Source organism: Streptomyces sp. NPDC048514, assembly GCF_043199955.1.
Lineage (GTDB): Bacteria > Actinomycetota > Actinomycetes > Streptomycetales > Streptomycetaceae > Streptomyces.
Genome location: NZ_JBICWT010000001.1, coordinates 701680 through 714246, shown reverse-complemented (window position 1 = coordinate 714246; position 12567 = coordinate 701680). Strand labels below are relative to the sequence as shown.

General features: G+C 72.2%; 10 protein-coding genes. 9 read left to right on the top strand and 1 reads right to left on the bottom strand.

Annotated features, from left to right (window positions below):
• From ACGFT2_RS03100 to ACGFT2_RS03085, 4 genes are all read left to right on the top strand, one after another.
• Positions 1-648, top strand: a 648-nt coding sequence (locus ACGFT2_RS03100) for an alpha-glucosidase C-terminal domain-containing protein (RefSeq protein ID WP_393272882.1), incomplete at its 5' end; no start/stop codon positions are given.
• Between the two features lie 31 nt (positions 649-679).
• Positions 680-2044 carry a maltokinase gene (locus ACGFT2_RS03095; RefSeq protein ID WP_393272880.1) on the top strand — a complete coding sequence of 455 codons (1365 nt, stop codon included), beginning with the start codon at positions 680-682 and terminating at the stop codon, positions 2042-2044.
• 4 nt (positions 2045-2048) lie between these two features.
• Positions 2049-4253 (top strand): 1,4-alpha-glucan branching enzyme, encoded by a 2205-nt coding sequence (gene glgB, locus ACGFT2_RS03090; RefSeq protein WP_393272879.1) that lies wholly within the window; start codon positions 2049-2051, stop codon positions 4251-4253.
• Positions 4254-4344: 91 nt separating this feature from the next.
• Complete coding sequence (locus tag ACGFT2_RS03085) at positions 4345-5433, top strand: glutamate--cysteine ligase (protein ID WP_393272922.1); 1089 nt, start codon at positions 4345-4347, stop codon at positions 5431-5433.
• A 39-nt stretch (positions 5434-5472) separates the two neighbouring features.
• Here ACGFT2_RS03085 and ACGFT2_RS03080 read toward each other — a convergent pair whose 3' ends face one another.
• The gene (locus ACGFT2_RS03080; protein WP_393272877.1) at positions 5473-5706 is read right to left on the bottom strand and encodes a DUF6480 family protein; all 234 of its coding nucleotides are present in this window, start codon (positions 5704-5706) and stop codon (positions 5473-5475) included.
• Positions 5707-5856: 150 nt separating this feature from the next.
• On the opposite strand from ACGFT2_RS03080, the gene ACGFT2_RS03075 reads away from it, so the two are divergent.
• The 5 genes from ACGFT2_RS03075 (at position 5857) to ACGFT2_RS03055 (ending at position 12559) form a co-directional block, all read left to right on the top strand.
• Positions 5857-7755, top strand: a complete 1899-nt coding sequence (locus tag ACGFT2_RS03075) for an AMP-dependent synthetase/ligase (protein WP_393272875.1) — start codon at positions 5857-5859, stop codon at positions 7753-7755.
• Between the two features lie 151 nt (positions 7756-7906).
• The gene (locus ACGFT2_RS03070; RefSeq protein WP_393272874.1) at positions 7907-8341 is read left to right on the top strand and encodes an ATP-binding protein; all 435 of its coding nucleotides are present in this window, start codon (positions 7907-7909) and stop codon (positions 8339-8341) included.
• A gap of 215 nt (positions 8342-8556) precedes the next feature.
• Positions 8557-9933 (top strand): NAD(P)/FAD-dependent oxidoreductase, encoded by a 1377-nt coding sequence (locus ACGFT2_RS03065; protein ID WP_393272872.1) that lies wholly within the window; start codon positions 8557-8559, stop codon positions 9931-9933.
• 98 nt (positions 9934-10031) lie between these two features.
• Positions 10032-10241: a DUF4287 domain-containing protein gene (locus ACGFT2_RS03060; RefSeq protein WP_393272871.1), complete on the top strand. Its 210-nt coding sequence runs from the start codon at positions 10032-10034 to the stop codon at positions 10239-10241.
• Between the two features lie 62 nt (positions 10242-10303).
• On the top strand, positions 10304-12559 hold the full coding sequence (locus ACGFT2_RS03055; RefSeq protein WP_393272869.1) for an FUSC family protein: 2256 nt from the start codon (positions 10304-10306) through the stop codon (positions 12557-12559).
• The last annotated feature ends 8 nt before the right edge of the window (positions 12560-12567 follow it).

The window sequence follows — 12567 nt, the reverse complement described above, 5'->3', positions numbered from 1 at the left end:
AACATCGGCATCCGCCGCCGGCTCGCCCCCCTGCTCGACAACGACCGCAACCAGATCGAGCTGTTCACCGCCCTGCTGCTCTCCCTGCCCGGCTCACCGATCCTCTACTACGGCGACGAGATCGGCATGGGCGACAACATCTGGCTCGGCGACCGCGACGCGGTCCGCACCCCCATGCAGTGGACCCCCGACCGCAACGCCGGCTTCTCGACGTGCGACCCGGGCCGCCTCTATCTCCCCACGATCATGGACCCGGTCCACGGCTACCAGGTCACCAACGTGGAAGCCTCCATGTCCTCGCCGGCCAGCCTGCTGCACTGGACCCGCCGCATGATCGAGATCCGCAAGCAGAACCCCGCCTTCGGACTCGGGTCCTACACCGAACTCCCGTCCTCCAACCCGGCGGTGATCGCCTTCCTGCGCGAGTACGAGGACGATCTCGTGCTCTGCGTCCACAACTTCTCCCGCTTCGCGCAACCCACCGAACTCGATCTGCGGACCTACGACGGCCGGCACCCGGTCGAGCTGATCGGCGGCGTGCGCTTCCCGGCGATCGGCGAACTGCCGTACCTGCTCACCCTGCAGGGCCACGGCTTCTACTGGTTCCGGCTCACCCGAGTCGCATCCCGCATCGGCCACCGCCGCTGAAGGCTCGGTGCCGAGGAAAGGACGCGTCACCATGCCGAAGACCATCACTCCCCGACCGAGAACCGCCGTCGGCGTCGACGGCCCGCTCATCTCGCTCGGCGCGCTGTTGCGCGAGTGGTTGCCGAGGCAACGCTGGTTCGCCGGCAAGGACCGGCCCGTCACCGATCTGTCGGTGCTGTCCGTGACCGAGCTGTTCCCCGGGTGTCTGCACCTGCTGGTGCACGCCTCGCACGCACCCGTGCCGACGCCCGGCGGCACTCCCCCGCCCGGCGACTGCTACCAGCTGCTGCTGGGGCTGCGCGACCACCTGGCGCCGCGGCTGGAGCGGGCGTTCATCGGGCGGGCGAGCGAGGGGCCGCTGGCCGGGCTCGCGGTCTACGACGCGCTGCACGACCCGCGCTCGGCCCATCTGCTGCTGGAGCGGCTGCGGCAGCCGGGCACCGCGGGCCCGCTGCGCTTCGACGCGGATCCGGCCGCGCACCTGCCCGGAGGCCTGCCGCCGCGCCTGCTCGACGCCGAGCAGTCCAACTCCTCGATCGTGTACGGCGACGCGTACATCCTCAAGGTGTTCCGGCGCATCCAGCCGGGCGTCAACCCGGACCTCGAGGTGTCGGCCGCGCTGGCCGCCCAGGGCTGCACCCGGGTGCCCGCGCCGGTGGCCTGGTTCGGGACGAGCGCGCCCCGTCCGGCGACGCTCGGCGTCCTGCAGCCGTTCCTGCCGGACGCCACCGACGGCTGGACGCTCGCCCTGCGGGCGCTCGCCGCCGGTGACGACTTCACCGCCGAGGCCCGGGAGCTGGGCCGGGCCATGGCCGAGGTGCACCTGGCGCTGGCCGAGGCCTTCCCGCCGGCCGGGCCGGGCGAGAACGGCCGTACCGCCGAGGCGATGTGCGCGCGACTGGATGCCGCCGCGCACGCCGTACCCGGGCTGCTGCCCTTCGTGCCCGGTCTGAAGGCCGCGTTCGGGGCGCTCGCCACGTGCGACACCGGGCCGCCCGCCCAGCGCATCCACGGCGATCTGCACCTCGGGCAGGTGCTGCGGGCCGGTCGCGACTGGTTCGTCATCGACTTCGAGGGCGAGCCGTCCCGGCCGCTCACCGAGCGGCAGGCCCCGCAGTCCCCGGTGCGGGACGTGGCCGGCATGCTGCGCTCCTTCGACTACGCGGCCCGGCAGCGCCGCCCCTGGCGACCCGAGTGGGCGCGCCGCTGCCGGGAGGCGTTCTGCGCGGGCTACGCGGCCCGTGCCGGCTGGGATCCACGCAAGAAGCACGCGCTGCTGCGCGCGCACGAGACGGACAGGGCGGTCTACGAGGTGCTGTACGAGGCGAGACACCGACCGGACTGGCTGCCGGTACCGATGGCGGCGATCAAACGACTCGCCGTGTGGGGAGGCTGACGTCATGGCACTGCGCGACACCTCGCGTCCCGAGGCCGCGGGCCCCGTGCCGCCCGTGGCGGTCCCGCTGGACGGCGCCGACCGCGACCGCCTGCTCGGCGGCGCCCACCACGATCCGCACGCCCTGCTGGGCGCCCACCCGGTCCCGGGCGGCACCCTGTTCCGGGCGCTGCGCCCGAACGCCCGGGCGGTGAGCGTCGTGGCCGACGGCGTGCGCACCGCGCTCGAGTCGGAGGGCGGCGGACTCTTCGCGGGCGTGCTCGCCCACCCCGAGGTCCCGGCGTACACGCTGCTGGTGGAGTACGACGACGGCGAGCAGGAGGTGCAGGACCCGTACCGCTTCCTGCCCGCCCTCGGCGAGCTGGACCTGCATCTGATCCGGGAGGGCCGCCACGAGGAGCTGTGGCGGGCGCTCGGTGCCGAGCCGATGACCCATCAGGGGGTCGCCGGCACCCGCTTCACGGTGTGGGCGCCCAATGCCCAGGGCGTCCGGGTCGCCGGGGACTTCACGTACTGGGACGGCACGCAGTACCCGATGCGCTCGCTCGGCGCGTCCGGGGTGTGGGAGCTGTTCCTGCCCGGGATCGGCGAGGGCACCCGGTACAAGTTCGAGATCACCTCCCGGCACGGCCACCGGTTCCTGAAGGCCGACCCGATGGCGCGGCGCACGGAGGTCCCGCCGGACACCGCGTCGGTCGTGACGTCCTCGCGCTACGAGTGGGGGGACGCGCAGTGGATGGCGCACCGCGGGGACACGCCCGTGCACGAGTCCCCGTTCTCCGTGTACGAGGTGCATCTGCCGTCCTGGCGGCCGGGGGCGACGTATCGCCAGCTGGCGGAGGAACTTCCCGCGTACGTGAAGGAGATGGGCTTCACCCACGTCGAGCTGATGCCGGTCGCCGGGCATCCGTTCAGCGGCTCCTGGGGCTACCAGGTCACGTCCTACTACGCGCCGACACCCCGGCTCGGGTCGCCGGACGACTTCAGGCACCTGGTGGACGCGCTGCACCGGGCCGGCCTCGGCGTCATCATGGACTGGGTGCCGGCGCACTTCCCGAAGGACGACTGGGCACTCGCCCGGTTCGACGGGGACCCGCTCTACGAGCCCGGGGACTGGCGGCGGGCCGAGCATCCGGACTGGGGCACCTACGAGTTCGACTACGGCCGGACCGAGGTGCGCAACTTCCTCGTCGCCAACGCCGTGTACTGGTGCCAGGAGTTCCACATCGACGGGCTGCGCGTGGACGCCGTCGCCTCCATGCTCTACCTCGACTACTCGCGGGACTCCGGCCAGTGGGAGCCCAACGTCTTCGGCGGGCGGGAGGACCTGGACGCGGTGGCCTTCCTGCAGGAGATGAACGCCACCGTCTACCGGCGCTGCCCCGGCGTGGTCACGATCGCCGAGGAGTCGACCGCCTGGGACGGCGTCACCCGGCCGACGGACGGCGGCGGGCTCGGCTTCGGGCTGAAGTGGAACATGGGCTGGATGCACGACTCCCTCCAGTACATCCAGAAGGAGCCGGTGCACCGCAAGTACCACCACGACGAGATGACGTTCTCGATGGTGTACGCCTACAGCGAGAACTACCTGCTGCCCATCTCGCACGACGAGGTGGTGCACGGCAAGCAGGCGCTGGTGTCGAAGATGCCCGGCGACTGGTGGCAGCGGCGGGCCGGCCACCGCGCCTATCTCGGCTTCATGTGGGCCCACCCCGGCAAGCAACTGCTCTTCATGGGGCAGGAGTTCGCCCAGGGCGCCGAGTGGTCCGAGGCGCACGGCCCAGAGTGGTGGCTGCTCGGCGACGACTACCACTCCGCGGGCGACCACCGCGGCGTCCAGCAACTCGTGCGGGACCTGAACGGGTGCTACCGGGCGACGCCGGCGCTGTGGCAGCGGGACACGGACCCGGGCGGCTTCCGCTGGGTGCTGTGCGACGCGGCGGACGACAACGTCTTCGCGTTCCTGCGCTTCGACCACGCGGGGTCCCCGTTGCTGGCGGTGTCGAACTTCTCCCCCGTCGTCCGGCACGACTACCGGCTGTGGGTGCCCGGCGATGATCCCTCCTGGCAGGAGGTGCTGAACACCGACGACGTCCGCTACGGCGGCGGCGGGGTCGGCACCGGGGACGCCCTGAAACCGGAGAGCGACGGGACGCTGCGTCTCACGCTCCCGCCCCTCGCCACGGTCTGGGTGGCTCCACAGCGCTGAGGGCCGCAGGTGTCGGCGGCCGCACCAGGGGCATTCGGGGTCTACAGACCCGAGAATGCCCCTGGTGGCATGGACAGAAGGGCGGCACCACGTGCGCACCGTCGGTGTGGAGGAGGAACTCCTTCTGGTCGATCCGGACAGTGGTGATCCGAAGGCGCTGGCAGCGGCCGTACTCGCCCGGGCCGCCCAGGACGATCCCGGCCAGGAGGTCTTCGAGAAGGAGCTGTTCGGGCAGATGCTGGAGTTCGCCACGCATCCGCAGTCGGACCTCACGGACCTCGGCGAGGAGATCGTCCGCTGCCGCAAGGAGGCGGCCCGGCACGCCGGCGAGATCGGCTGCGCGGTCGCCGCGCTCGCCACCTCACCGCTGCCGGTGAGTCCCTCCCTCAGCATGAACGAGCGCTACCGCTGGCTGGCCGAGCGGTACGGGATCCCCACCTGGGAGCAGCTCGTGTGCGGCTGCCACGTCCATGTGTCGGTGGAGTCCGACGAGGAGGGCGTCGCCGTCCTCGACCGCATCCGCCCGTGGCTGTCGGTGCTCCGCGCGATCAGTGCCAACTCTCCCTTCTGGCAGGGCCAGGACACCGGCTACGCCGGCTACCGCAGCCGGGTGTGGAACCGCTGGCCCTCGGCCGGCCCGACGGAGCTCTTCGGGTCCGCCGAGGAGTACCACCGCCGGGTGGCCGGCATGGTCGACACCGGAGCCATCCTGGACGAGGGCATGGTCTACTTCGACGCGCGGGTGTCGGCCCGCTACCCCACGGTGGAGATCCGGGTCGCGGACGTGTGTCTGTGCGCGGACACCGCCGTGCTGATCGCGACGCTGAGCCGTGCCCTCGTGGAGACGGCCGCACGCGACTGGCGGGCGGGCCGGCCGGCGCCCGGGCACAGCGTGAGTCTGCTCAGGATGGGCGACTGGCAGGCCGCCCGGTTCGGTCTGGACGGGGACCTCCTGGATCCGGCGACGATGCGGCCCCGGCCGGCCGGCCAGGTGGTGCGCTCCCTGCTGGAGCACACCGGGGACGCGCTGACCGGCAGCGGGGACGCGGCCCGCGCCGAAAGCGCCGTCGAGGAGCTGCTGCGCAGCGGCAACGGAGCCGTCGAGCAGCGCAGGCTGCTGGAGCGCGCCGGCAGTCTGCGGGACGTGGTCACCGGCTGCGTCCGGCTCACCCAGGGCTGAGCGGGCCGGTCACCGGGTCACCATCGGCGGGGCGCCGCGTCACAGGATCAGCACCAGGGCGTACACGAGGAAGAAGGCCGCGATCACGGCGACGAGGAGGAGGATCATCGTCAGCGGTGCCTTGGCCCATCCTCTGCGCTGAGCATCCGGCTGCCGGGGCCCGGCCTCCGGCAGGCTGCTCTCGGCGGGCGGGGTCTCGCCGGGCGGGACTCCGCCGCCGGGCTCGAGTCCGGTGGTGCGCTCGGGCTCCGGGTCGGGGTTCACATGAGTCATGTCTGCCGAGTCCCCAGGACACGGCCAGATCATCAGCCGATCACGACTTTCGCGTTCCCGGCACCGAACGCGCTCACCTGGGCTACATTCGAGCACCGCCGACACCGAGCCGGTCGGCGGAGTCACCCTCCGTACACCCGGGAGCAGCGCATGCGGGACGTCGCACTCGCTCCAGTCGTCACCCCGCCGCTCACCGGCGGTCTCGCCGACAGCCTCTTCGACACCGCGGACCGGAGCCCGGCCCTGCCGCTCCTCGCGCGCCGCACGGGTCCCGCCGCCACCGGGTGGGAGGAGGTGACGGCGGTGGAGGTACGGGACGAGGTGACCGACCTGGCCAAGGGTCTGATCGCCGCCGGGATCTCCCCCGGGCACCGGGTGGCCCTGATGTCCCGCACCCGCTACGAGTGGACCGTGTTCAGCCACGCGCTGTGGGCTGTGGGCGCCGAGGTCGTGCCGATCCACCCGCGCTCCTCGCGCGACCAGGTCGAGTGGATCCTGCGGGACGCCGGCTGCGTGGCGGTGGTGGTCGAGGACGAGCAGGGCGCCATGACCATCGGCACCGTGTGCACGAGGCTGCCGAGACTGCGGTACGTCTGGCAGTTCGACGCCGGCGCGTCGGCGGAACTCGCCGAGCTGGGCGCGGGCGTGCCGTACACCACCGTGGAGTCGCTGCGCCGGATCGTGCTGCCGGACGCCACCGCGGCCGTCGTCTACACCTCCGGCACCTCGGGCCGCCCGATGGGGTGTGCGCTGAGCCACCGTGGGCTGGCCCATCCCTGCGACACGCTGCTGTCAGGGTGGGCGCACACCGCGGCGCCGCCCGGCGAACAGCCCTCCGTACTGGCGTTTCTGCCGTTCTCCCACGTCTACGGCCTCATGATCATGCTGACGTGTGTGCGCGGCGGTGCCCTGATGGCGCACGAGCCGGAGCTGACCGAGGCGGCTCTGGCGTCCGCGCTGGCCACCTTCCGGCCGACGTACCTGTACGGCGTGCCGTCGGTCTTCGAGAAGCTGTACAAGAATTTCCTGCGCGCGGCGGAACAGGCGGACCGGGGTGCGCTGTTCGAGCGGGCGGCGCGGACCGCGCGGGACTTCGCCGCGGCCGAGGAACGGCGCCGGCTGGGCGGCGGTGCGGGCCCGGGGCTCGACCTCAGGCTGCAACACGCGCTGTACGAGCGGACGGTGTACCGCAGACTGCGCGCGGCGCTCGGCGGCCGTGTCCTGCGCGGTACCTCCGGCGGTTCCTCGCTCAGCCGCGAGCTGTCCCTGTTCTACGAGGGCATCGGGGTGTACCTGCACGACGGGTACGGGCTCACCGAGGCCTCCGGCGGGATCACCATGCAGCCGCTCGGCCGGGAGAAGTCCGGGACCGTGGGCCGGCCGCTGCCGGGAACCGAGATCCAGGTGGCCGACGACGGGGAGATCCTGGTGCACGGGCCGTCGGTCTTCCAGGGCTATGTCAGCGACGAGGCGGCGACGCGCGCCGCGCTGCGCGGTGGCTGGCTGGCCACCGGGGACATCGGGCGGCTGGACTCCGAGGGCTATCTGACGATCACCGGGCGCAAGAAGGACATCATCGTCACCAGCGGGGGCAAGAGCGTGGCCCCGGCCCCGCTGGAGCAGCGGCTGCGCATGCATCCGCTGGTCCACCAGGCGGTGGTGATCGGTGACGACCGGCCCTGCGTCGGTGCCCTGATCACCCTGGACCCGGAGTTCCTCGCGCACTGGCGGAGGGCGCTGGCCCTGCGGGGGGACGGGACGGGCCGCGAGAGCCGGGAGGAGAACGCCCTGCGCGAGGAGCTGGGCCGGGCCGTGGCCTCGGCCAACAGTGCCGTGTCCCGGGCGGAGTCCATCAGGGTCTACCGTGTCCTGCCGGAACCCTTCGCGGCGGACAACGGGCTGCTCACGCCGTCCATGAAGCTGCGCCGGGATGCCATCGTGCGGCACTACGCGGCCGAGATCGAGGCGATGTACGAGGCACGCTCCCGGTCCTGGCGGGTCCCGCACGAGCCGGCCGACTGGGACGAGCCGGACGACGTCTTCCGCTGAAGGGGTGGCACGACGGATCCGAGACGATCGGCCGGCGGACGGATAGCCTGCCCGGCGTGGGGAACCCGCCGCATGGAGAGATCAGCAACGACGACCGTCCTGGCGGAAGGGGCCCGGGAATCTCTCGCCGGCCGGGAGCGGGGAATGCGAGATGGTGACGGAGCCGCGTTGGGACGACACACCTGTCCCGGAGGAGAAGTACGAGCGTACGTTCTCCTTCGCGGGTGAGCTGCGCAACGTCACGGAGGCGCGGCTGGCCGCGGAGGACTACCTGTGCGCACTGTCCAGAGAGGCGCCGCCGGACGCGCACGAGTACTGGGACGACATCCTGCTGGTCGTGACGGAACTGGCCGCGAATGTCATCCAGTACGCGCCGGGGCCGTTCGCCCTGCGGATGCGCCGCACCTTCGACGGCGTACACGTGACGATGCGCGACACGAGTACCACCAGGCCGGAGCCGCGGCCCTTCCATCCGCGCACCGGCGGTGGCGGGATCGGCTGGCATCTGGTGCACACGCTGTGCAGCCAGGTCAGCGTCGTCGTCCACGACCGCGGCAAGGACATCCACGTGTTCCTGCCCTGGTGACGCAGGGGCCGGCCGGTCCGCCGCGCGTGCGACGTGTACGCGGGCGCCGGCCGGTTACTCCGTTCCGGGCGGGGCAGGCAGGTGCCCTTGTGTTCCGCTGCCTGCCGCACCCCGCTGGCGGAACCGCTCGGGCCACGGTGGGATCGATGTTGGTGCCGAGCGATCCAGGGCATGCGAAGGGCGTCGAGTCGGACCGCCTGGAGCCGCAGAAAGGGATGAACACCGTGACACGACCCAGGATCCTGGTGGTTGGCGCAGGCTTCGCCGGAGTGGAGTGCGTCCGCCGCCTGGAGCGGAAACTCGCCCCCGACGCGGCCGACGTCACCCTGGTGACGCCGTTCGCCTACCAGCTCTATCTGCCCCTGCTGCCCCAGGTCGCCTCCGGCGTGCTCACGCCGCAGTCGATCGCCGTCTCGCTGCGCCGCAGCAAGAAGTACCGCACCCGGATCATCCCGGGCGGGGCGATCGGAGTGGATCTCAAGGCCAAGGTGTGCATCGTGCGCACCATCACCGACAAGATCGTCAACGAGCCGTACGACTACATCGTGCTGGCACCGGGCAGCGTCACGCGCACCTTCGACATCCCGGGTCTGACCGAGCACGCCTTCGGGATGAAGACGCTCGCCGAGGCCGCCTACATCCGCGACCACGTCATCTCCCAGCTCGACCTCGCCGACGCCAGCGACGACCCCGCCGAGCGGGCCGCGCGGCTGCAGTTCGTCGTCGTCGGCGGCGGGTACGCCGGGACGGAGACCGCGGCCTGTCTGCAACGGCTCACGCACGCCGCCGTGAAGCGCTACCCGCGCCTGGACCCTGGGCTGATCAAGTGGCATCTGATCGACATCGCGCCCAAACTCATGCCGGAGCTGGGCGACAAGCTGGGCCGCAGCGCGACGGAGATCCTGAAGCGGCGCGGCGTCGACGTCTCGCTGGGCGTGTCGATCGACAAGGCCGGGGCGGAGGAGGTCACCTTCACCGACGGCCGGGTGGTGCCGACGCACACGCTGATCTGGACGGCCGGTGTGGTGGCCAGCCCGCTGATCGCCACGCTCGGCGCGGAGACGGTGCGCGGCCGGCTGGCGGTCACCACCGAGATGTGCCTGCCGGGCCACGACGGCGTGTTCGCGCTCGGGGACGCGGCCGCCGTGCCGGACGAGGCCAAGGGCCAGGAGGGGGCGGTGTGCCCGCCCACCGCGCAGCACGCCATGCGCCAGGGCAGGAAGGTCGCCGACAACGTCATCGCGGCCCTGCAGGGCCGCCCGCTCGAACCGTACGTGCACAAGGACCTCGGCCTGGTCGTGGACCTGGGCGGCAAGGACGCGGTGTCCAAGCCGCTGGGCATCGAGCTGCGCGGGCTGGCCGCCCAGGCGGTGGCCCGCGGCTACCACTGGTCGGCGCTGCGCACCAACGTCGCCAAGACCCGGGTGATGACCAACTGGCTGCTGAACGCGGTCGCGGGCGACGATTTCGTCCGCACCGGCTTCCAGGCCCGCAAGCCGGCCCGGCTCAAGGACTTCGAGTACACGGATTCGTATCTGACGCCGGAGCAGGTGCGGGCCCGGGTCGAGGGCAGGACCGCGGAGAACCCGTGATGTGACGGACGTCACCGGAAGACCGCCGATCATTCCCGACCTGATCGGCGGTCTTCTACGGTGATCGGCAGACCGTCACACGGATGGGACACACCGGCATGACCGAGAAGACCGTGAAGGGCCCCGCGAGCTACTTCCCCTCGATCGAGAAGAAGTACGGCCGTCCGATCGGCGAGTGGCAGGAACTGATCCGTTCCTCGCCGCTGACGAAGCACATGGAACTGGTCGCCTGGCTCAAGTCGGAGCACGCCCTCGGGCACGGGCACGCCAACGCACTGGTGGCGGCGACCCTGGCCGAAGGCGCTTGACCGGAGCGTCGTGCGATGCTGGGTCGGAGATCGATTTCCGGCACGGGAGAGAGCGCGGCGGCGTGAGGGAAGTGGTGCGGTCGGGTTGGGCACGGACGTGGGACCGGCTCGCCGCGTCCGATCCCGGCCTGCTGAGACTCACCGCCGGGCTGCGGACGGTCGCGGCGATCGCCCTCACGCTGGTCCTGCTGGGCCTGTTGCGGGTCCCGGTGCCCCAGTTGGTGGCCGGCGCCATCGCGGCGATGGTCTCGACCTTCGCCATCCGGGAGAAACAGCGCCCGGCGCAGGCCCGCACCCTCGCGCTCGGCCTGCCCGTGGCGCTCACCTCGGTGACCTTGGGCGCGCTGCTGAACCAACGGGTCGTCGTGGGCGACCTGTTCTTCGTCCTCCTCATCTTCGGCGCCGTCTACGGCCGCCGGTTCGGCGACCGCGGAACGGCGCTGGGCCTGATCGGGTTCCAGGTCTACTTCCTCTCCCTGTTCGTGCAGGCGTCGACATCCACACTGCCCGCCCTGTACGGCGTGCTCGCCGTGGCCTTCGGCTGCAGTGCCGTCGTCCGCTTCGTGCTGCTGCCGCAGACCCCGACGGGCACGCTCGAGAGGCTGCGGCGGGCCTTCCGCGCCCGGCTCGGCCAGTTGATCGCCAGTCAGGTGGAGCTGCTGGACGCCGGTCCCGAGGACGTCGACAAGGTCCTGGAGGACCTGCGCACCCGTACCGCCCGGCTGCACGAGACGGCGCTGATGATCCAGGGCCGGCTGGAGGACGGCACCTCCGACGAGGCGACGGCGCGGCTGCTGCAGCGCCGGATCGCGGACGCGGAGATCGCCGCCGAGCGGCTCGGGCTGCTGCTGCTCACGGCGCGCAGTGCGGAGCGGACCGACACCCTCACCCTGCATCTGCCGGGCGCTCCCCTGCCGGCCGGCGGTGCGCTGCCGGTGCGGGACGAGGCGACCGCCGTGCTGCGCCGGGACCTCGAGGCCCTGCGGCTGCTCGTGCAGCGGCCGCTCGGCGAGGCGTCGGGGACGGCACTGGCGCAGGTGCGCAACCGGCTGCTGGGCTACCGGGAGGAGGAGAACCTGCCGCGGTCCTCCGCGGCCGTGCAGGACGTGTTCCGCGGACTCGGCGAGGCGGCCCGGGCCGTGCTCGGGCTGCGGACCGCGCTGGAGGGGCCGCAGGACGAGTCCGACGACAGCCCGGCCACGGCCCGCTCCCGCGAGGAGCTGGAGGCCGAGGACGCCGCGATCGAGGTCAGCGAGGAGAGCGAGCCCGAGGAGGCGGAGCCGTCCGGTCTGAAGCGGCCCACCACCCGGGCGGCGGTGCAGGTCGCCGTCGGCTCCGCCCTGGCCATCGCCGGTGGCGAGCTGCTGTCCGCGCAGCGCTGGTACTGGGCCGTGCTGACCTGCTGGATCGTGTTCATCAACACCGCCTCCACCGGGGAGATCCTGGTGAAGGGCTACCGGCGGCTGCTGGGCACGGTCCTCGGTGTGGTGGCCGGCATCGGGCTCGCCGGGCTGGTCGGGCACCACACGTGGACGGCGTTCGGGCTGGTGCTGCTGTTCGTCTTCGCGATGTTCTACACGGCACCCCTGTCGTACACGCTGATGTCGTTCTTCGTCACGGCGATGCTGGGACTGCTCTACACGCTGCTGCACACCTACACCGCGGCGGTGCTGGTGTTGCGCGTGGAGGAGACGGCGCTGGGCGCGGCCTGCGGGGTGGTCGCGGCGGCGGTGGTGCTGCCGATCCACACCGACCGGCGCACCAACGAGCTGCTCGGCGCGGTCCTGGAGCGGCTCGGTGAGGTGACCCGGGCGGCCGTGGACCAGCTGAGCGGCGGGGCGGGGACCGATCTGGTGGAGCGGGCGCGCGAACTGGACCAGGCGCTGGCCGATCTGCGCGCGGCCACGCAGCCGCTCACCCATCCGATCACGCCGCTGCGCTCCCGCCGGGACACCGCCAGGTACGTGGTGGCGCTGCTGGAGACCTGCGCCTACCATGCGCGTTCGCTCGCCGCCACGGCCGAACTGCTGCCGACGCACCCGTCGATCGCGGCGGATCCGCGGCTGCGCGGGGCCTGCGGGCGGATCGTGCACAACATCGACGCGATCGCGGCGCACGTGGCCGATCCGCGGTCGACGGCCGAGATCGAGACCGGCTCCAGCATCGCCTCGATGCTGGAGCCGGGAACCCTGCGCACCCCGCGCTACGGCCGGGTGACCGACCGGGTGCTGCGCCATCTGCAGCGCCTGGACGAGGCCGTCTCGGGTCTGGCCCGCCCGCTGGGGGCCGGGACGGCGGCGGCACAGCCGAAGAGATGACGGCGCGA